Annotated in this window: 18 protein-coding genes; 10 read left to right on the forward strand and 8 right to left on the reverse strand. The window is 53.1% G+C overall.

What is annotated here, in order from left to right; translation table 11 throughout:
* The first annotated feature begins 133 nt into the window (after positions 1 to 133).
* Positions 134 to 502, forward strand: coding sequence for a hypothetical protein (locus tag EBAPG3_RS12930; RefSeq protein WP_040852078.1), 369 nt, complete (start codon positions 134 to 136; stop codon positions 500 to 502).
* A 364-nt stretch (positions 503 to 866) separates the two neighbouring features.
* Here EBAPG3_RS12930 and EBAPG3_RS12935 read toward each other — a convergent pair whose 3' ends face one another.
* Complete coding sequence (locus EBAPG3_RS12935; protein ID WP_004177379.1) at positions 867 to 1,046, reverse strand: hypothetical protein; 180 nt, start codon at positions 1,044 to 1,046, stop codon at positions 867 to 869.
* A 604-nt stretch (positions 1,047 to 1,650) separates the two neighbouring features.
* On the opposite strand from EBAPG3_RS12935, the gene EBAPG3_RS12940 reads away from it, so the two are divergent.
* Together EBAPG3_RS12940 and EBAPG3_RS12945 are read left to right on the forward strand one after the other, a co-directional pair.
* Complete coding sequence (locus EBAPG3_RS12940; RefSeq protein WP_004177378.1) at positions 1,651 to 1,980, forward strand: hypothetical protein; 330 nt, start codon at positions 1,651 to 1,653, stop codon at positions 1,978 to 1,980.
* A gap of 358 nt (positions 1,981 to 2,338) precedes the next feature.
* Entirely contained in the window at positions 2,339 to 2,608 is a 270-nt protein-coding gene (locus tag EBAPG3_RS12945) for a hypothetical protein (RefSeq protein WP_227869216.1), read from the forward strand.
* A gap of 343 nt (positions 2,609 to 2,951) precedes the next feature.
* Here EBAPG3_RS12945 and EBAPG3_RS12950 read toward each other — a convergent pair whose 3' ends face one another.
* The 3 genes from EBAPG3_RS12950 to ppsA form a co-directional block, all read right to left on the reverse strand.
* A complete protein-coding gene (locus EBAPG3_RS12950) occupies positions 2,952 to 3,353 on the reverse strand; it encodes a hypothetical protein (RefSeq protein WP_004177375.1) in 402 nt (133 codons plus the stop codon).
* Between the two features lie 525 nt (positions 3,354 to 3,878).
* Positions 3,879 to 4,493 (reverse strand): undecaprenyl diphosphate synthase family protein, encoded by a 615-nt coding sequence (locus tag EBAPG3_RS12955; RefSeq protein WP_004177371.1) that lies wholly within the window; start codon positions 4,491 to 4,493, stop codon positions 3,879 to 3,881.
* 27 nt (positions 4,494 to 4,520) lie between these two features.
* Positions 4,521 to 6,932 (reverse strand): phosphoenolpyruvate synthase, encoded by a 2,412-nt coding sequence (ppsA, locus tag EBAPG3_RS12960; protein WP_004177370.1) that lies wholly within the window; start codon positions 6,930 to 6,932, stop codon positions 4,521 to 4,523.
* A gap of 107 nt (positions 6,933 to 7,039) precedes the next feature.
* On the opposite strand from ppsA, the gene ppsR reads away from it, so the two are divergent.
* The 4 genes from ppsR (at position 7,040) to EBAPG3_RS12980 (ending at position 10,947) form a co-directional block, all read left to right on the forward strand.
* Entirely contained in the window at positions 7,040 to 7,879 is an 840-nt protein-coding gene (ppsR, locus tag EBAPG3_RS12965; protein ID WP_004177368.1) for a posphoenolpyruvate synthetase regulatory kinase/phosphorylase PpsR, read from the forward strand.
* 196 nt (positions 7,880 to 8,075) lie between these two features.
* Positions 8,076 to 10,241: a hypothetical protein gene (locus tag EBAPG3_RS12970; protein WP_151898951.1), complete on the forward strand. Its 2,166-nt coding sequence runs from the start codon at positions 8,076 to 8,078 to the stop codon at positions 10,239 to 10,241.
* Positions 10,225 to 10,584: a DUF1360 domain-containing protein gene (locus tag EBAPG3_RS12975; protein ID WP_227869218.1), complete on the forward strand. Its 360-nt coding sequence runs from the start codon at positions 10,225 to 10,227 to the stop codon at positions 10,582 to 10,584. The genes EBAPG3_RS12970 and EBAPG3_RS12975 overlap by 17 nt, the downstream gene beginning before the upstream one ends.
* Positions 10,585 to 10,677: 93 nt before the next feature.
* On the forward strand, positions 10,678 to 10,947 hold the full coding sequence (locus tag EBAPG3_RS12980; RefSeq protein ID WP_040852813.1) for a hypothetical protein: 270 nt from the start codon (positions 10,678 to 10,680) through the stop codon (positions 10,945 to 10,947).
* Positions 10,948 to 11,038: 91 nt separating this feature from the next.
* Here the strand turns inward: EBAPG3_RS12980 and EBAPG3_RS12985 are convergent, their stop codons facing one another.
* The 4 genes from EBAPG3_RS12985 to EBAPG3_RS13000 all read right to left on the reverse strand — a co-directional run bounded on the left by EBAPG3_RS12985 (position 11,039) and on the right by EBAPG3_RS13000 (position 16,301).
* A complete protein-coding gene (locus tag EBAPG3_RS12985) occupies positions 11,039 to 11,599 on the reverse strand; it encodes a hypothetical protein (RefSeq protein WP_151898953.1) in 561 nt (186 codons plus the stop codon).
* 173 nt (positions 11,600 to 11,772) lie between these two features.
* Positions 11,773 to 14,178, reverse strand: coding sequence for a phosphoketolase family protein (locus EBAPG3_RS12990; RefSeq protein WP_004179345.1), 2,406 nt, complete (start codon positions 14,176 to 14,178; stop codon positions 11,773 to 11,775).
* Positions 14,171 to 15,373, reverse strand: coding sequence for an acetate/propionate family kinase (locus EBAPG3_RS12995; protein WP_004179346.1), 1,203 nt, complete (start codon positions 15,371 to 15,373; stop codon positions 14,171 to 14,173). Before EBAPG3_RS12995 ends, EBAPG3_RS12990 begins: the two co-directional genes overlap by 8 nt.
* Before the next feature lie 25 nt (positions 15,374 to 15,398).
* Positions 15,399 to 16,301, reverse strand: a complete 903-nt coding sequence (locus EBAPG3_RS13000; protein ID WP_004179347.1) for a universal stress protein — start codon at positions 16,299 to 16,301, stop codon at positions 15,399 to 15,401.
* A gap of 365 nt (positions 16,302 to 16,666) precedes the next feature.
* On the opposite strand from EBAPG3_RS13000, the gene EBAPG3_RS13005 reads away from it, so the two are divergent.
* The 3 genes from EBAPG3_RS13005 to ubiB all read left to right on the forward strand — a co-directional run bounded on the left by EBAPG3_RS13005 (position 16,667) and on the right by ubiB (position 19,766).
* Positions 16,667 to 17,530 carry a Tim44 domain-containing protein gene (locus tag EBAPG3_RS13005; protein WP_004179349.1) on the forward strand — a complete coding sequence of 288 codons (864 nt, stop codon included), beginning with the start codon at positions 16,667 to 16,669 and terminating at the stop codon, positions 17,528 to 17,530.
* Between the two features lie 12 nt (positions 17,531 to 17,542).
* Entirely contained in the window at positions 17,543 to 18,145 is a 603-nt protein-coding gene (locus EBAPG3_RS13010; RefSeq protein WP_004179351.1) for a ubiquinone biosynthesis accessory factor UbiJ, read from the forward strand.
* Between the two features lie 106 nt (positions 18,146 to 18,251).
* Complete coding sequence (gene ubiB / locus EBAPG3_RS13015; RefSeq protein WP_004179352.1) at positions 18,252 to 19,766, forward strand: ubiquinone biosynthesis regulatory protein kinase UbiB; 1,515 nt, start codon at positions 18,252 to 18,254, stop codon at positions 19,764 to 19,766.
* The last annotated feature ends 85 nt before the right edge of the window (positions 19,767 to 19,851 follow it).

Below are 19,851 nucleotides of genomic sequence, written 5' to 3' on the forward strand. Positions count from 1 at the left end.
CACCGACCGGTTTTTAATCAGCCTGACTTGTATTAATTCTTCCGCCTGCTATTCTGCGAATGTCGTGTAGTTGAAACGATCGCTGGATGCATCCTCGGAAGAGCCGGTGATAAATCAAGAGAGAGGCACAAGAATGAAACCTATGATTATCATTGCTTCGTTATGGTTAACGATGCTGCTTATCCCATCTACTTCATTTTCACATGATGAATCGACGGACATTCCACCTATTCATGCCGAGACCGGCCATGTTTACATTGCAAACCGCACAAACGAAGAGATTATCTTCTATTTGGAGTCGGCAAACACAATTCGAACAAAGCATCGTCTCCCTCCCGGATTTGGAGCGACGTTTAGCGGAGCAGCTGCGGATGCATGGTTTAACATTCACATTTACACCGCTAACACTCATGTGAATTATGGTCTTGACGCAGGCAATCGGTACTATATCAAGCAAAACCCGGCCGGAATTCCAAATGTATACAAAATGCCCGGACGCTGACATACCTGATCGATTTTCCAACTTTGGTAATTGATAACCGCCGAAGTAATCTACGGTGGCCAGAATATCCAATAAGGTGTCGTGGACGTGGTGCGATTGAGCCCATTTCCCGGCCCCAGCGGCTTTGCTTTCATAAAGCGCCTTTGCCTGGTGCTTGCTCTCGACTTACGGTGAATCAGTATGCATCCAGCAAATGGGGGGGCATCCATTTCTTCTTACCACTGTAACGCTGTGCAAACAGAAAAACGATTCCTTTCACTTCAAACAGCGAAAGGAACAACATTGGGTCTGTTCCAATTTCTTTCCAAACCGCAAAGCTTTTTAAACCCGAATCGCCAACCTTTCCGCATCTTGATATAGAAATTCAATGCCGTTTGGCTAATAGCTGCTTAATCTGGTCCAAGTCCTGCTGGATCTGCTCCACCGATGCAACCAGATAGATCAGGCCAAGGTAAAGATTATATTTTTCTGGCTGGCTTTGTTCATTGCCAAATGAATTGAGATTTTCAACGAACATTCGCTTTGCATCCGCGGCTGCTGACATGTTGGACTCCTTAAAAATGGTTGATAGATCTCACTGTTAAACATCAGAAGGATCGCACGGATGAATGCGTATCACAACAGGGTAATGTGAACGCCCCGCCGTGCCACCTGTCATACAGCCAAGCGCGCTTGACTCAAAACCCCCTATCTATCCATCGCTTTCTTGAAAACTCATGGCATCCCAAGGGATTTTGTTATTTCATAAAGGGGATGCTAAGATTGGATTTCTTGACGGAAACACACTGTAGACAGGGCGTACTAAACCTGAAGACGCAGGTGACCCCTGCCATCCAGGCTTTATTTGAATTCAAATTTGATTGATCAATGAGAGGATTATGAAAAAGGACGACTCATCGCTGCCGCCCAATGTTATCCCCCTATTCCGCTCCTCCCCTTCCGCAGACTTGAATCCAAAGCGGGAATATAAACGAAGGGGACCGGAAAGGCGGCAATATAGCAGAAGGCGGCCCGATCCGAATAATCAGCAAGGCGCCGGTGAGAGAGAGCTGCCCGACCGGCGTCGGCATGGTCGACGCCACTGAATAGTCCAATTCCAGGGACTGAGAATGGCATCATGCTCATAGCCTCTTAAGGAGATGTTGGCCATGAAACACGCAAAAACTGGATCAAATAAAGAAATTATTGAATTAAACCAGCAAGTCTCAGGTCCGTCGCTTGAGGAACTTCAGCGATCTCATTACATCGTTGAGGCTCTTATGTCGACGCTGCCTCCTCACACTAAAAGTGAGCTTGTTGATCTGCTGCAAACTCTTGCCAAGGGTGGCGAACCCCAGGCGGCCATTGATCACGCTCATCAAAGGGCGATGCAGATTGTGTCCGATATTTGCAAGCCCAATTCCCTTCATGGAGCTGAGGGCGAGGCATATAGGCGAGAAATGGGTGAAAGACGGCAACGTGAGAGGCGGCAGAAATAAGAATACGATAAATCATCCACAAGTGAATTCATCGATATGCCGTGAGTGACCCAGGATTACCAGAATTTCTCATGCGCCACTCTTCCGATATACTTCCATGCGCCCATAAGAGCGACCTCCTTAATCCGGGCTTCTTCCTTGCCTGTCCTTCAGACAGGCGTACTTCAGTCCAATAGTAAAACCTGTTGATGCGTTTAACATGTAAGGGAATGATTTTACCCGCTGGTTGACTATTTTTCACCCCTGCATACACGAGCAGAACAATGAATCTGACGTTTTCTCGGATAGACAGCCCTGGCCGGTATGCAATTGAATTTAATATCCCATAACCTCATAACAGGCAAACATGATGGCTGAGATGTCAACTTTTGACCAGACATATGAACTGGCGGATATACTGATGGAGAACGCGACAAAAGAGCAGCTTGCCGAATGCGCGCGAGTGCTCGCTTTGAATCTTGCACATCACCAGATAAAGCATGGGGAAGTGCCGGTAGATCAAACGTTAGCGTTATTACGTACATTCGAGCCCAACGAGGAGCATTTGGATTTGCTCGTAGATGGCATGGTGAACCTGATAGGCGTCCTGTTGAACGTTTGCAACGGATCGGGAGAAACACGACATTGAACTGGATTTTCAGAAAGAATAATCAGAAAGCCCGATACCTTGTCCGGTCATGTAAAAACAAGAATATTGAACCTGAATCACCGACCCGCTGCGCGAGCGATGCCGTTTCCGGCCAAAAAAAAGCCCGGAACGGAAGTTATCGTGGCCGGGCGGGGTGATCACTATTGGAGGAGATAGCGACCCAGGATGTTTACAAAAGGGGTGAATGTAAACACCTGGACTGATCTTATCATGCCAACATGCAGGATTTATGACAGTCCATCAACATTTTACAGAATTTTCTCTTTATATACCGACGCATGGGTATAAAACCCCAGAGAAATTATAACCAGCTTCAGCGTCGTTACATGACTATTACGAGGCCAATAATAAGGCCAAAAATAACTCTTGCCAATACATTATCTTTTAACCAGCCGTCGACATTTCTCATGAAAACGGAACGGTTCTTCTCCATGGAAGCCGGGTCAAATACTTTATCCGGCCATCCGGCTTCAAGCTGGTGATTTTCACCAGGTTTTCCGAACTTTCTTACCAGAGAGCCGGATAAGCGCTCCGCCATCCAGGCAGATCCATATAACGATGCCGCAATGAGAAGGCAATAAGGAAGGGCAACAAAAAATTTTATGGACTTATCGTGGTATTTCTCCATTAAAGGAAAACCATACTCATTTAATGAAATACCAATCATCCACAGGATGGGGAGAAAAAGGCAAAGCATCGAAACATGAAAAAGTAATTGCTTCATGGTATCTCTCCTTTTAACCAACATGAGATAAGCACCTGGTAGTTGCTTAAAGAACAGCCTGGTAGGGCAGACAAACTCATAAATCACTTTCTCCGCTTTATGAAACGCATAGAACAACTGCTTCTGCTATGTATATTTCATGATGAACAGACTGCCACACCATATGTTAAGAAGATGTCACATAGATGTGATTTATTTGTGAAATGTGAGTCCACGACTTAGGACTGATAAGGAGAATTGCAGCCATGAAGCAGAGGAGGCCTGTAATTCTAAGAGCATGATCCTGCATGTAGAACGCGGAATCACGTGGTGACAAAAGCGGAAAATGGAAAATGCCTTGACCGGGGGCAAATGGTATGACCCAGCGATCGCAATGGAAAGCGGATTAGCCGATTAACGGATCAGAAAAATAACCTTTATTTTCGATGCAGAGAGGAAGTACTGATACCGGAGCCCGAGCGTCCCTGGCGAAATTCCCGGCTGCCTGACATGCGGGCAGCGGATGCCGCGAGATGGTTGATTGAATCACCCGCCAAATGTCCGATCCTGCCTCTTGAACCAGGAGAGCGCGTGCTCGAAATGCTGTGGATCAAAATCCGGCCAATATTCATCTCTAACATAAAAATCTGCATAAACCGATTGCACCGGAAGAAAACCGCTCAAGCGGCGCCCTCCGCCCCATCGTACTATAAGATCCAGACGGGAAACTTCGTTTGAACGCAGACAGCCATTCTTGAGGCCACCCAGGTCCCATTCCCAGCCATAGTTGATGAGCAGATTCACCTTCATCCCGGTACCCTGCCGCTGCCTGAATACCTCCAGCACCTTGGGAAATTGTGCTGAAGTCTCATCGCCAACAACCAGCAGCGCAGCACCGCGGCGCGCAATCTCGAACGCAAACGCCACGGATGCATCGGTAAATGCAAGCTTCTGGGCAGGAGGCCGCTTGGTATTATCCTGCGTAAAGCAGTAAATGGAAGCCTCGGTGATCCCGCGTTCCTTGCATATTTCGTACAATGACAATCCCGGATCAATTCCATGAGCATACCCCTGCTCTTTAGGCAAACCCTGGTCCAGGGCCCAGCGGCGATTTCCGTCGGGAATGAAACCGATATGACGCGGGGTGCTATTTCTTGCCATGAGGGTCCTCAATAACTTGATCTGGAGTTACACGGCTTCGCTCTGAGACAACACCGCTTCTTTTGCTTCTTCCGCCAGATACAGCCATGTTTCCACCACCGTATCAGGATTAAGCGAGAGGCTTTCGATACCTTCCCTCATAAGCCATTGTGCCAGATCGGGATGATCAGAGGGTCCCTGCCCACAAATCCCGACGTACTTGCCCGCTTTCAGGCACGCCTGAATTGCCATACGCAACAGGGCCTTCACCGCCGGGTCACGTTCGTCGAAGGATTCGGCAACCAGGCTGGAATCGCGATCCAGTCCAAGGGTAAGTTGGGTCAGGTCATTGGATCCGATGGAAAAACCATCGAAGTATTCCAGGAATTGATTCGCCAGCAATGCGTTGGACGGAATCTCACACATCATGATCAGGCGCAAACCATTCTCGCCTCGTTTCAGGCCGTTCACCGCCAGTAACTCTACCACTCGCCTCGCCTCGGTCACGGTTCGCACAAACGGGATCATGATCTCCACATTGGTGAGTCCCATTTTGTCACGCGTTTCTTTCAAGGCCCGGCATTCCAGCTCGAAACAATCCCGGAAACTTTCCGCGATATAGCGCGAAGCGCCGCGAAAGCCCAGCATCGGGTTTTCTTCCTTGGGTTCGTATTGCTGCCCGCCAATGAGACTGGAGTACTCATTGGACTTGAAATCCGACATGCGCACGATCACCGGTTTGGGAAAAAATGCGGCGCCCAGGGTAGCAATACCCTCGGTCAGCTTCTCCACGTAGAAGCTGACCGGATCACGATAACCCGCGCATCGGTTTTCCACCTCCTTTTTCAAATCCGACGGGATATCGGGATAATCCAGTATAGCTTTAGGGTGTACCCCGATCATGCGTGTAATGATGAACTCCAATCGCGCCAGCCCTACACCATCGTTGGGTATGCGCTGGAAATCGAACGCCAGCTCCGGGTTGCCCACGTTCATGGTAATCCTGACCGGGGGCTTTGGCATCTTTTCCAGCGCAAGATCAATCACTTCAGTCTCCAGAGCACCCCGGTAAATGTTGCCGGTATCGCCTTCGGTGCAGGATACCGTGACCATCTGATTTTCACCCAATACACGTGTGGCGTCGCCACAGCCGACCACTGCCGGGATACCCAACTCACGCGCAATGATTGCGGCATGGCAGGTGCGGCCACCGCGATTGGTGACAATAGCGGCAGCGCGTTTCATTACCGGCTCCCAGTCGGGGTCGGTCATGTCGGTTACCAATACGTCGCCGGCTTGCACTCGCGACATTTCTCGGGCATCCAGGATCAGACGCACCGGGCCGATGCCTATTTTCTGACCAATGGCGCGCCCCGATATCAACACTTCTGATTTGCCTTTCAAGCGATAGCGCCGCAATATCTCCCCCCCGGCCCGGGCCTGCACCGTCTCGGGCCGCGCTTGCAGGATATAGAGTTTCCCGTCTATGCCGTCCTTGCCCCACTCGATATCCATCGGTCTTTGATAATGCCGCTCGATGACGAGTGCGTGGCGCGCCAGTTCCTCCACATCCGTATCGGTGATGGAAAACCGCCTGCGCTCCGCTTCATCCACGTCCAGTGTCTCCACCGGGCAGCCGGTTTCGTGACCTGCGGCAAATTGCATCTTGATGAGTTTGGAACCGAGATTCCGCCGTAGGATCGCGGGTTTTCCCTGCTCCAGCGCGGGCTTGTAGACATAGAACTCGTCGGGATTAACCGCACCCTGCACGACGGTTTCGCCCAAGCCATAGGCCGCTGTGATGAGTACCACCTGGTCAAAACCCGACTCGGTATCCAGTGTAAATATTACGCCGGAAGCGCCTATGTCACTGCGCACCATCCGCTGCACTCCCGCGGATAGCGCTACTTCGGAATGGGCGAATCCCTGGTGGACGCGATAGGAAATAGCACGATCATTGTAGAGCGAAGCAAATACGTTTTTGACCGCTTGCAGTAATTTGTCCAGTCCTTGGATATTGAGAAAAGTTTCCTGCTGCCCCGCGAAGGAAGCATTTGCCAGATCCTCGGCGGTGGCGGAGGAACGCACCGCCACGGAGATATCGCCGGTCTCCGCTTCCCGCAACATCTTCTCGTAAGCAATGGATATTTCCTTCTCCAGTCTCGCCGGCAATGGCGTCCCCACTATCCATGCGCGGATTTGCGCGCCGGCCGCTGCCAACGCCCCGACATCTCCGATGTCCAGGGTCGCCAGGGTGTTTTCGATACGCTGTGCGAGACCGAGGTGAGCAAGAAAATCGCGATAAGCGTTGGCGGTCGTCGCAAAACCGGTGGGAACCCGAACTCCCGCATGAGACAATTGGTTGATCATCTCTCCCAGCGAGGCATTCTTGCCGCCCACGCTGCTCACGTCGGCCATGGACAGCTCGTCGAACCAGACTATATATCTTGAATCGTTCATTTTCACTCCCGTTCACGCACACGCAGCAGCGTGTCCAAGCCGGATTGTGTTACACGCCAAAACACGATATTTTAATCGCAGTCAACATTATTGGCGCATTACAACAAATGTCAACCATGGCGAAGCTGCCCCGGCGCAGCGCATTCTTCCTTTCCGATCGCACCGGCATCACCATCGAGATGCTGGGGCACAGCCTGCTCAGGCAATTTGAAAACCTGACTTTCACTGAAATCGTCCTGCCCTACCTGGATACCACGGAAAAAGCCAAAGCCATTGTGGCACAGATCAATGAGTACGCCGCCTTGGATGGTGTGCGCCCCCTGGTATTCAGTACGTTCGTGAATGCCGAAATCCGATCCCTTCTCGATTCCGCCAATGCTCTTCATATGGATTGCTTCAATATTTTCATTAACCCGCTGGAAACCGAGCTGGGTGTACGTTCGTCGCACACCGTGGGGCGCTCCCATCGGGTGGATGACAGGATGGATTACGGCCAGCGTATCGAGGCAATAAGGTATACCCTGGAACACGACGATGGCGTCTCGCACAGAAATTGGCAGCAGGCCGGCATTATTCTGATCGGGGTCTCCCGCAGCGGCAAGACCCCTACCTGCCTGTATCTCGCACTGCAATACGGTATCTGTGCCGCCAATTATCCTCTTGTTCCCGAGGATTTTCGCTACCGGCGGCTGCCAGTAGAGCTCCAGAATCTGCGTGAGAAACTGTTTGGCTTCACCGCCGATCCCGTAAGGCTGCACCAGATACGCAATGAACGCAAACCGGGCAGCGAGTATGCATCTCTCAAGAATTGCGAATATGAAGTGCGGGAAGCTGAAGCGCTGATGCGCCAGGAGGGAATCCCCTACCTGGATGCAACCAGCAAGTCCATCGAGGAGCTGGCAACGGCTGTGCTGCATGAGGCCAAATTGGAACGGAAGATTTATTAGTGCGAAATATCAATAGCATGTGGCCCAGCTGAATATATTGGAATGTAAAGGGCTCGCCGCAAATACGAACTACCCCGCCTCCAAAATTTAATCTGACGCATTCGCGCCCGCCATTCACCTTGACATAAGCGGATCCTGGTCTAAATTGAAAATTAACCGGAAATTTAATTTCCTAATTTTATAAGGAGAATGGACCATGGCTATACCTATGCAGGGTGCGTGGACCGTATCGGTCAAATCAAAGAACGCCGCATTTGCGCAACGCTTCGTCATTGCCGGAGCGGATTCCGGAAATGGTACTTACGCTGGTGATGTGACCACCCCTGCTGTTTTCGTTACTGGAGACAATTGGCGCATACAGATTCAAAATAATCCCGGAGGAGGATTCATCGATTCAGCGGACCAGATCAAGTTCCCGACAGCTTCCGGCGGACAATACGAATTTGATATCGAAAGCAACGATGCGGGGGCTGATGAGGACTTCAATGATCTGATACTCACGTGTTCCACTCCCATCACCGCAACGGACTTTATCGTCTACGGCAGCGCAACATCCTATAGCGGACTTTGCTTCTTCCCATGCAGGCGCGACTGGCTTATCATTGACTCCTGGGCCGCCCTGGCTCGCGCACTCGCCTACCCGCCGATACGCAAGGCAATCGAGACCCTGTATCCCGAGCGGGTACGGGTCAAACCGATTCCACAGCCCGATCCACCGCCATTCGTTCCAATGATGATCCCCCTGGACGAGAACAGGCCGATTCCTCCAAGGCGAGTACAAGTCATACGCCTGCCCAGCGAAAACATGGGCCGCGAACGTGCCAGGGCGGCGGAAGCGGCGGAGCAGCGATTCCGCGTACGGACTGCGGCCATCACGGATATCAGGGCAAGCGCCGCCCTCGCGATCGATCGTGTTGCTATCGGCTCCATACTCGACAGAGTCATTCCGATTTGCACCACCCAGACGCTTGCCGGATTTCCCATCAGCTTTGAAGAATACGACCGCACGGGTACCGAACTCGGGGGAGGCGCATACTCCGGCACCGGCAACAGAGAGAATCTCGGGCAGACGGTTACGGATCGAAATGGCAACTATATTTTCCGCTTCACGCGATCAATTGCCCAGTTCATTGAAGAAAGCAGCATTGATGTCGGTCCCGGTGAAAATGAAGTCGTACAGTCAATGCCAGACCTCATTGCAAAAGTCCTGGATGCCATGGCGCCTGGTGGTGTCGCTTTCGAAAGCGCACCCTACTGGAACGTGCCAGTGTTTAAACGCATCGACCTCTGCTTCCCGAAACCGGCACGAATGGGGTGCCAGGGAGGCCGCAACATCCAATCCTTGGGCGCCATCCGCCTGGGAATCTCGGATACGGTTTTTGATAGCGATGGACGCATCACCTGCACCGACATGTCGCTGTCTGACGTGCCACAAGCCCGCTGTGCCGCGTGGGCCGGCAAGGTTCGCCTCTTCGGCTGCTTCATCGGCAGTGAAGCAGCGGTCACGCAATACACGATTCGCCACCGGCGCAAGGTGGGAATGGGATTCAGCGCGTGGGAATTCTATCAGGAGGGCATGTTTCTGCAGAAAATTGGTTTCGTGCAGCCGCAACAGATCGGACCATTCGATCGCAATCTCGAGGTCGTGAATGGTGGAGGCATGATCGCGGCGAAGGCCTATGACAATATCGAACAGAACCTGGCCTGGGCAGCCTCGGACTGGTTCCTGAAAGCGGTCATCAACACTGCCGGCGGCTCGCCAGCCTACGCGCCCTCACCCGGCACCGTCCAGTTCCAGATACAGGGATATGATGCCGCGGGAAACTTTATCGTGGGCGCCACGGATACGGTTACGATGTATATCGATAACACGATACCCGACCTTGATCTGCCCTCGGTACAAATGGGAGCGCAAACAGGAGGAGACTGTGCGTTGTTCAGCCTCGCTGGCGAGCCCGATCCCGCGGTGCTCACCGTGCTTTTCAAGGCGGTCCAGAACCGGGGGTTCCTGGGCTCGTACAGCCTGACCGTGCGTAAAGGCAACATTGGCGGATTTCCCATCACGAGCACCACGGGACCGATGGGTGAAACGAGCGGGAGGCTCTCCGGCACTTACACTCACGGAAGCGCCGTCAATTGCGGCCAGCTGTTTGGAACCCGGCCGCCGGACGAGCCGCTGGCTGATGCAGCCGATTATGTCACCGCGTATATCATTCCGGACAGCGGCAATTGGCTGTCACCGGACCAGCCGTTTTGCACATTCTCAGTAAATGTCGGTGCAACGATGCGCCGAACCAATGGGTACAATTCGGCTGAGGATTCGTTCGGACCGGTACAGTACCTGCTTGGCATCCAGCAGTGAGGTGCGTTTCTACTGGTTGATTGTCGGGATACTGGCAGTTTGGAGAATTACGCACCTGCTCGCCGCTGAGGATGGTCCCTGGCAGTCGCTGGCCGACCTTCGGCGGCGAGTGGATAAAGGATTCTTCGCTGAACTGCTCGATTGTTTCTACTGCTTGAGTCTATGGATTGCGGCACCAGTGGCGTGGCTGATCGGCGAAGACTGGAAAGAATGGATATTGCTGTGGTTTGCGCTCTCCGCCGCCGCCATTCTCCTGGAGCGAGCGACAACCCGGCGCAATGAGGCTCCGCTTGCAACCTATATTGAAGACCCGGAGAACGATGATCCCAAGTCCGGCGGGTGAGCGCTCTTAATTTAACGCCATGATCCACAAATACTTTTTTCGAAACTTGACCATCACCCTTTTGGTAAGTTCGCTACAGCCGCCGGATTCAGGATGATGGGATGCTGCGGAAGGAACAGATCTGCGCCACAGTTCAAGAGAACAGACGTAAGCATTCCTGCACGCATCACGCACACGCCCCAAACGTCCAGCGCGCAGTATTTCGAGTACGTCGGGAAGACAGGCCTCACCGCATTTGGCCCGATAACCGGCCGGCGTTACCGCTTTGCGCATCCCGGAATGCAGCTGCAGGTGGACGAACGTGATGCGGCGTCGCTGATGGCGGTACCCAACTTGCGCAGAATCAAGCCTCCGGCGACCTAACGGCGGTTAGAAAGCCCCTGAACAGGTGCTGACAGGCCCGGCAAGCGCCGCATGACCCAACGGCCATTGCGGCTCCGGTGAAATATGCGGGTTAAAGCCAACTCGCTCCATTGTCATAGCGGTGCTTTGCCAGCAGCAATTTCACATCGCCATCTTCTGAAACCTGATTGGATGAATCCTTCAGGGGCTTATCATCGGGGTATAAATCAGAAAATGCAACGATTGACATCGCCGCCAATTCCCATTCCCGCCTCGCAGACTCATTGTCGCTACCCTCCCTGAATTCCGGGCTGGCATATACCGATCTGGGTCTGTCCACTCTCAGACTCATGTGATAGAGGATGTACCCGATCATAAATAATATCATGCCCGCCATGAATAATTCCTTGGAAACATAAACCGCGCCCAGGAAAAATGATGTCAGATACAAAATTACGCTGTTGCGCTGCTTTTTCCAGGAAGTGACCGGATAGGCGAAGGCCATCCAATATTTAATAATATAACCGGCCAACTCCTCGGCATTATTCCATTTGTCATTAAGTGTTTTTTTTATTACCACCCGGGGCATATCGGGCCTTCCGATCAACGCATGCGGCGCAACCACGATCGCGTATAGCACTGGCAGGACAGCGCCCCAATAAATCGCGTTCATGTGATTCAGGGAAAATGAAGCACAAATTGCAATGATATTGATGATGAAAATCATGATTTATGTACCCAATCCCGGCGTACACACGGCTCCAAGGCTAGGTAATGGACGTGACGTAAGTAAATCCATACGGGAGCGTATTGCCGGCTAATTTGGAGCTTATCGGAAATCAATGGTCATGAAGGCCAATGCCAGTCGCGAATCTCCGGCATATCCTCACCGTGGCGCGTGATGTATTGCTTGTGCTCGATCAGCTTATCGCGCATCAATTGCTTGAGGTAAGCCCCTTTTGAGCCCAGTTTCGGCACGCGGTCGATCACGTCCATTACCAGATGAAAGCGATCCAGGTCGTTGAGCACCGTCATGTCGAACGGTGTGGTGGTAGTACCTTCTTCCTTATAGCCACGCACATGCAGATTCTCATGATTGGTGCGGCGGTAAGTCAGGCGATGAATGAGCCAGGGATAGCCGTGATAAGCAAAAATAACTGGCTGGCAGGTGGTGAAGAGCGTATCAAAGTCACGATCGGATAGCCCATGCGGATGCTCTTCTTTCGGTTGTATTGTCATCAGATCCACCACATTGACCACCCGCATCTTGAGTTCCGGCATGTGGCGCCGCAACAGATCCACCGCAGCCAGTGTTTCGAGAGTCGGCACGTCGCCCGCACATGCAAGCACCACATCCGGCTCGCCGCCTTGATCGTTGCTTGCCCAATCCCAGATACCGATGCCGGCGGTCCCGTGCTTGACAGCCGCATCCAGGTCGAGCCACTGTAGCGCCGGTTGCTTTCCCGCTACGATAACGTTGATGAAATTACGCGAACGCAGACACTTGTCGGTAATAAACAACAGCGTGTTGGCGTCGGGTGGCAGATAAACGCGAATGATGTCGGCCTTTTTGTTCACCACGTGATCGATAAAGCCAGGGTCCTGGTGTGAGAAGCCGTTGTGATCTTGGCGCCATACATGCGATGTCAGCAGATAATTGAGCGAGGCTATCGGCCTGCGCCAGGGAATCTCCTTGCTGGTTACCTTGAGCCACTTGGCGTGTTGATTGAACATGGAATCAACAATGTGAATGAATGCCTCGTAGCAGGAAAATAGACCATGCCGGCCGGTCAACAGGTAACCTTCAAGCCAGCCTTGGCAGGTATGTTCGGAAAGGATCTCCAGCACCCTTCCATCGGGTGAAAGATGTTCATCCTCGGGCAGGATTGGCGCGACCCAGGTTCTGTCCGTCACCTCAAACAGGGCGTCCAGACGATTCGACGCGGTTTCGTCGGGACCCATTACGCGGAAATTGCGGTTGTCCAGATTGAGCTTCATGACATCACGCAGGAATTTGCCTATCTCGCGCGTGGATTCAGCTATTACTGTGCCCGGCGCAGGCACCGCGACAGCATAGCTACGGAAGTCAGGCATTTCCAGATCCCTGAGCAACTGACCCCCGTTGGCATGAGGGTTAGCCCCCATACGACGCTTGCCCGTGGGTGCAAGTGCCGCAAGCTCTGGCATAAGAGTGCCTTTTTCATCGAATAGTTCTTCCGGCCTGTAGTGCTTCATCCAGTTTTCCAGAAGTTTCAGATGCCCCGGCTTTGAGCCGATCTCAGCAAGCGGCACCTGATGCGACCGCCAGAAATTTTCTGTTTTCTTGCCATCGACTTCTTTCGGACCGCTCCATCCCTTGGGACTGCGCAGGATGATCATGGGCCAGCGCGGGTATTGGGTTGCTCCAGCAGCTGAGCCGCTGACACGCGCTTCATGCTGGATCGTCCGGATCTTGCCAATCGCAATATCCAGGACGGCCGCCATCGCCTGATGCATAAGTTCGGGATCCGATCCCTCGACAAAATAAGGCTGATAACCATAGCCCAGGAACAGGCTTTCCAGTTCATCATGACTGATGCGCGCGAGCAGCGCAGGATTCGCTATCTTGTAGCCGTTAAGATGCAGGATCGGCAACACCGCGCCGTCGTGGACAGGATTGAGAAATTTGTTCGAATGCCAGGAGGCGGCAAGCGGCCCGGTTTCAGCTTCGCCATCACCCACCACACAAGCCACGATCAGATCGGGATTATCGAAAGCTGCCCCAAAAGCGTGAGACAAGGCATAACCCAGCTCTCCACCTTCGTGAATCGAGCCGGGGGTCTCCGGCGCAACGTGACTGGGGATGCCGCCGGGAAATGAAAACTGTTTGAACAGCCGCTGCATGCCCGTCGCATCCCGGGAAATGTGAGGATAGAACTCGCTGTAGCTTCCCTCAAGCCAGGTATTGGCGACCATTGCCGGTCCACCATGGCCCGGGCCGGCAATGTAGAACATATTCAAATCGTATTTTTTGATAATGCGGTTTAGGTGCACATAGGCAAAATTGAGCCCCGGTGTGGTGCCCCAGTGGCCAAGCAACCTGGGCTTGACATGAGTGGGCGCGAGCGGCTCCTTGAGCAAGGGATTGTCGAGGAGATAGATTTGTCCGACGGAGAGGTAATTTGCCGCGCGCCAATACGCATTCATCTTGCGCAATTCTTCAGCGGAGAGCGGTGTGCTGCCGGATTTGACCGGCTGGCCAGACTCATTCATGTGGATTCTCCTCCAGCGATTGATTCTCTTTCGCCGCCATCACCGTCGCTGCTTCCTGCGCCAGGACAGCTGCCTCGTTCACCGGAATAATCCATACTTCTATCCGGCTTGTCCGTGTGCTGATGCACGATACTTCACGGGCATCATTGTTTTTTTCCGAATCGATTTCGATTCCACACCACGTCATGCCGGCGAGAATTCTTGCTCGCACTGCCGGCACATTCTCGCCCACCCCTCCGCCAAAAATAATTGCTTCGGCACCCCCCAATACCGCCAGATAAGCACCCAGGTATTTACGCGCGCGGTAACAGTATAAATCCACGGCCAGGCGGGCATGCTCATCCTGTGATGAGAGTAACTGGCGTATGTCGGCGCTGATGCCGGACACGCCCAGCAGCCCTGACTGCTCATTCAGAAGCCGATCCACCTGCCCTAAGGTAAAACCCTCCTGGCGCTGCAGGAATGCGACCAGAGCAGGATCGATATCGCCCGAACGGGTCGCCATCACCAAGCCTTCCAGCGGAGAAAACCCCATCGAAGTGTCGCATGGCAATCCCTTATCAATCGCCGTGATCGAGCAGCCCGCGCCGAGCTGCATGGAAATCACCCTTCCTCCATCCGGAACACCTGGTTTGAGCTGGCGCCATCTGCGCCACATGTCCTGATGCGCCAGTCCGTGAAAGCCATAGCGGCGCAGCCCATGCTTCCGGGCAAGCGCATGATCAATTGCATAAGTCCGCGCGGTTTCCGGCAGGGATGAAAAAAAAGCGGTATCAAACACCGCGACCTGGGCAATGCTCGTATCCAGCGCCTTCCGCGTTTCGCATATCCAGCGCAACGCGACCGGGTTGTGCAATGGCGCGAGAGGCGCCAGGCGTTCGATCTCGCGTTCCGCTTCCTGGTCGAGCAAACGGGATGCCGTGAATTTCGTGCCTCCGTGCACCACGCGATGCGCTGACACATCTATCCGGCCGGCCCCCAGTGCCCGCACGAATTCTTTCAGTATATTCCCGGGTTCGCCAGCTGCAAGATCATGCCTTGCATTCGCCAGCTCTGTTAACTCATTATCGTCATTGACGAATGCCGCCAGGCGAACAGATGAACTACCGGTATTAACGGTCAATATGATCATGGGTAACCCCATCGAACCAATGGCGAGCTGGAACAAGTCCTCTGTAATGCGTGTTGCCAGCAAAGTTGAGTTTGCTTACCGCGTTTATCTACGGACTAACCACCAGTACGTCGCATGGCGTTTCATAGAGCACATGTTTGGTGACGGACCCGAATAGCGTTTCGTCCAGCTCCGTTTCTCCGCGCTTGCCGATGACGATCAGGTCGGCACCGAGAGATTGTGCCTTGGCCCGAATCATGTCAGGTGGAGCACCATACTCGATAATGGAATTGACGCGGGCATCGCCAGATGCGCAGTCGACGATAATATTTTCCATGGCGCAGCGGGCCCGGTTAAGAACATCGGCACGATAGAGTTCAATCGTTTCCGTTTTCAAGCCATTTTGCTGCATTTTTCGTTCAAGCGGCGCATCCACGGCATGCAGCACGTGAATTGAGGCCTCTATCGGCGCTATTCCGGCGGGAATAACTTTCAATGCCATCTGTAGTGCCAGCCGTGAAGGATACGAGAAGTCCACCGGTACCAGTACGCGATGGTATCGCTCCCCGGCCTCCTGTTTTACTATCAGTAATGGATGATGACCCTTGGTAAGGGTTTTTGATGCGGTCGTACCCAGAAAAAATTCCTGAAGAAAGCTTTCGCCCTGATCGCCGATCACGACCAGGTCGACTTGATGGGATTCAGCATAGTGATTGATTTCAACATGGGCTCTCCCGATCGCAACGTGATACCTGACGTCTATGCCCTCACCGGCCAGTATTTCAGCCTTCTTATGCAGTATTGCCGTGGCTTCATTGTAAAGTCGCTGCTCCGTTTCCAGCGGAGTGTCTGTCATTAAATGCTTGAAGGCTTCAAGTGGAAGCGATGGAAGCACACGCAATAAATACAATACCGCCTTGTGCTCAACTGCCAGCTTGGCGGCGCGCCGCACTGCCTGATCTGCCCGGGAAGAAAAATCCGTGGCGGCGAGAATGCGTTGAATTTTTTCCACTGTACAGGTTCCTCACGGTAGTCATGGCATATTCCAAACAAAAACGTCCATTGCTCTCAGCGTCACCCTGACGAATTACAACTGATTATGCAATATATACGAAAGCAAGGAAACTCTTATGATACGCATCGAATTCGTCAAGGATGGCTCCTTCGGTGGCGATGATGGTGAATATTCCCTTTGAGCAGCAAGCCTGGCCGGCGAACAAAACGATATCATCCCGTTAACTCGCCACGTCAGGCAGACGTGCGCACATTACAAATTGCCCACAAGCCGTATATCGGTTATTTTCATAATACAGTCTGCCATTCGAATGAATCGATAGTGCTATACTCTCCGCTTCAACCCTATTCCAGGAGACCTTCATGAAGAAAATATTGACCCTGCTCACCTTGGCCATTCTTAGCTTCGGATTGGCCGCCTTTGACGCTGAAGCAAGACGCTTTGGCGGGGGTAAAAGTATCGGCAAGCAACGCGAAGCGGTGAGTCCGCAAGCTGCACCCAAGCCGGGACAGGCGCCAACCGCCGCCCCCGCTGCAGCCGCAGGCGGCAATAAATGGATGGGGCCCCTGGCGGGTTTGGCCGCAGGCGGATTGCTGGCGGCACTTTTCATGGGCGGCGCATTTGAAGGTATCAACATGATGGACGTGCTGATGCTGGCCGCGCTAATGGCCGCGGTGTTCTTTGTCGTGCGCATGCTGCGCAAGCCCCGGCAAGAACCGTCTACGCGTCCGATGCAGTATTCGGGTATGGGAGCGAACGCCGGAAACACCCCTGTTCCTCCGGCTACCGCAGTGCCAGCAGTCTCCACGGCAGATGCAACCGCGCCTGCGCACGGCGGCACAGCAAACATTCCGGCTGATTTTCAGGTGGAACCGTTTCTACGCAATGCCAAAACTTCGTTCATTCGCCTGCAAGCGGCCAATGATGCGCGTGACGTAAGTGATATCCGGGAATACACCACTCCCGAAATGTTTGCCGAAATAAGCATGCAGATCAATGAGCGCGGCGATGAACCCCAAAGAACCGAGGTCATGGCCATCAACGCCGAATTACTTGAAGTCGTTACCGAGAAAGACCAGGCTATCGCCAGCGTCCGCTTCAATGGACAACTGCGTGAAGCTCCCGGAGGGTCACCGGAAACGTTTGATGAAATCTGGCACGTTCAGAAGAACCTCAAGGACCCTGAATCCGTCTGGCTGCTGGCGGGAATTCAACAGGTTTCGTAGATTCTAGCGGCCATGCTGGCATCCGTCGCGATAGTCCCGCTCAACCACTTGCTGCGTGGGGAAAGCTGGGCGCGCAAACGGTTGCAGCCCTGCGCGGGCAAGACTGCGCGTTTTCGCCTTCCGCCTTTCCTTAACCTCGCCCTGACCGTGCAAGCCAGCGGCGAGGTATCCACCGCCTCGAGCGGGACATTGGACGATACTGTCTTCACCGTTACACCCCGTTTGCTGCCTCGCCTGCTTGCCCATGACGAGGATGCCTACCGTGAAATCCGGATTTCCGGCGATAGCGCATTCGCCGAAGAAATTCTCCATATCGGAAAAAATCTGCATTGGGACATGGAACAGGATTTAAGCGGGGTAGTGGGTGATATCGTCGCGCACCGCGTAGTGCAGGCAGGCAATCATCTAATGCATTGGCACACCGAGACCCTTCGCAATCTGTCTCAGACGCTCGTGGAATACTTGACGGAAGAGCAGCCACTATTGGCTAAACCCCTCGATATGCAAGAACTTAGTCAGGAAATAAATGCATTGTGGGACGATGCGTCACAATTGGAAGAGCGGGTAAAAGTACTGACGGCCGACAGGCTATCGGGTAACAGAACACCTCTATAAACCTGAGAAGATTATTAAGGAACCACTTCGTAAAGCGCGTTGCGGACAAACGCAGGTCGCTTACTCAGAGGTTCTACCTGCGGATGAACTGGCGTTTCTGGAATAAATGCGTTTCTTTCGTCTTCTCAAAATACTCGCGGTAGCATTTCGTTTCGGCCTTGATGAATTTTTTCTCGGCCATGAGCGGCTGCGTTTCCTGCGACCCGTTGTCAGGGTGGCCACATTCTGGCGACGGCTAGATAGGGCTCGTGGCGAACGCCTTCGTCTGGCGCTGGAAGCGCTGGGACCCATTTTTGTCAAATTCGGCCAAATGCTTTCCACCCGGCGCGATCTCCTGCCGCAGGATATTGCCGATGAACTGGCCAAGCTGCAAGATCAGGTTCCACCGTTTCCTTCCAGCCTCGCCCTTGCGACACTGGAACAGATCTATGGAAAGCCCGTCAACGAAGTCTTCCTGCTATTTGACGCGGAGCCGGTAGCCAGCGCGTCGATCGCCCAGGTTCATCTGGCTGTGCTGCAAGATGGCACGGAAGTCGCAGTAAAGGTGCTGCGCCCCGGTATCGCCCCGATAATCGCCCACGATGTGGCGTTGATGGAAACCGGTGCGTGGCTGGTTGAAGCACTGTGGCCCGACGGCAAGCGATTGAAACCGCGCGAAGTGGTAAGCGAATTTTCCCGGCACCTGGAAGACGAGCTCGATCTCATGCGCGAAGCCTCCAACTGCAGTCAGTTGCGGCGCAATTTTCTTGATTCTCCTCTGCTTCTGGTGCCGGAAGTTTATTGGGACTACTGCTATTCTGGCGTCATGGTGATGCAGCGCGTAAAAGGTACGCCCATTAGCCATGTGACCAAGTTGCGCGAGCAGGGAGTGGATATTCCGAGGCTCGCCCGTGTAGGTGTGGAAATCTTTTTTACGCAGGTGTTCCGTGATGGTTATTTCCATGCGGACATGCATCCCGGCAATATTTTCGTTGGCAGCGACGGCCGTTACATTGCGGTGGATTTCGGCATAATGGGAACGCTCACCGATGAGGACAAGAATTATCTTGCACAAAATTTCCTGGCATTTTTTCGTCGCGACTATAAACGCGTGGCGGAGGCGCATGTCGAGGCGGGATGGGCGCCAAAAGACACGCGGGTGGATGATTTTGAAACCGCGATCCGCGCCGTATGCGAGCCGATTTTTGACAAACCACTGAAAGAGATTTCCTTTAGCCGTGTGTTGCTGCGGCTGTTTCAGACCTCACGCCAGTTCAACGTTGAAATCCAGCCGCAACTGGTGATGTTACAAAAAACCCTACTGAATATCGAAGGGTTGGGACGCGACCTCGATCCCGATCTTGATCTTTGGACTACCGCAAAGCCATACCTGGAAAACTGGATGGCCGAGCAACTCGGTTGGCGCGGACTCACCCGCCGCTTGGGCAAAGAGGCATCAAGCTGGGCAGTAATGCTGCCGCAGTTCCCTCGTCTGCTTCATCATGCCTTGAGCGAAATCCGCACAAAGGAGCTCGAACAGAAAATGAGCGAGCTCGTATTGGAAAAGAAACGCCAGAATCGCTTGCTTTCCTTTCTTGTAATGTTACTTGCGGTAGCAATGCTGTGGCACATATGGCAATAAGATTATAAGTCTTCGACCACCGTTTTCTCCCCCTATGGAGGAGGCAGAAACTCAGTCAGCAGGTCCCGTCGTCCCGCCGCAGGCA

It is taken from the genome of Nitrosospira lacus (genome assembly GCF_000355765.4).
Classification (GTDB): Bacteria; Pseudomonadota; Gammaproteobacteria; order Burkholderiales; family Nitrosomonadaceae; genus Nitrosospira; species Nitrosospira lacus.

What these genes read in the sequence shown, in the direction of transcription:
- EBAPG3_RS12930 (WP_040852078.1), top strand. Translation starts at nt 134, where the DNA reads ATGAAACCTATGATTATCATTGCTTCGTTATGGTTAACGATGCTGCTT.
- EBAPG3_RS12935 (WP_004177379.1), bottom strand. Translation starts at nt 1,046, where the DNA reads ATGTCAGCAGCCGCGGATGCAAAGCGAATGTTCGTTGAAAATCTCAAT.
- EBAPG3_RS12940 (WP_004177378.1), top strand. Translation starts at nt 1,651, where the DNA reads ATGAAACACGCAAAAACTGGATCAAATAAAGAAATTATTGAATTAAAC.
- EBAPG3_RS12945 (WP_227869216.1), top strand. Translation starts at nt 2,339, where the DNA reads ATGTCAACTTTTGACCAGACATATGAACTGGCGGATATACTGATGGAG.
- EBAPG3_RS12950 (WP_004177375.1), bottom strand. Translation starts at nt 3,353, where the DNA reads ATGAAGCAATTACTTTTTCATGTTTCGATGCTTTGCCTTTTTCTCCCC.
- EBAPG3_RS12955 (WP_004177371.1), bottom strand. Translation starts at nt 4,493, where the DNA reads ATGGCAAGAAATAGCACCCCGCGTCATATCGGTTTCATTCCCGACGGA.
- ppsA (WP_004177370.1), bottom strand. Translation starts at nt 6,932, where the DNA reads ATGAACGATTCAAGATATATAGTCTGGTTCGACGAGCTGTCCATGGCC.
- ppsR (WP_004177368.1), top strand. Translation starts at nt 7,040, where the DNA reads ATGTCAACCATGGCGAAGCTGCCCCGGCGCAGCGCATTCTTCCTTTCC.
- EBAPG3_RS12970 (WP_151898951.1), top strand. Translation starts at nt 8,076, where the DNA reads ATGGCTATACCTATGCAGGGTGCGTGGACCGTATCGGTCAAATCAAAG.
- EBAPG3_RS12980 (WP_040852813.1), top strand. Translation starts at nt 10,678, where the DNA reads ATGATGGGATGCTGCGGAAGGAACAGATCTGCGCCACAGTTCAAGAGA.
- EBAPG3_RS12985 (WP_151898953.1), bottom strand. Translation starts at nt 11,599, where the DNA reads ATGAACGCGATTTATTGGGGCGCTGTCCTGCCAGTGCTATACGCGATC.
- EBAPG3_RS12990 (WP_004179345.1), bottom strand. Translation starts at nt 14,178, where the DNA reads ATGAATGAGTCTGGCCAGCCGGTCAAATCCGGCAGCACACCGCTCTCC.
- EBAPG3_RS13005 (WP_004179349.1), top strand. Translation starts at nt 16,667, where the DNA reads ATGAAGAAAATATTGACCCTGCTCACCTTGGCCATTCTTAGCTTCGGA.
- EBAPG3_RS13010 (WP_004179351.1), top strand. Translation starts at nt 17,543, where the DNA reads ATGCTGGCATCCGTCGCGATAGTCCCGCTCAACCACTTGCTGCGTGGG.
- ubiB (WP_004179352.1), top strand. Translation starts at nt 18,252, where the DNA reads ATGCGTTTCTTTCGTCTTCTCAAAATACTCGCGGTAGCATTTCGTTTC.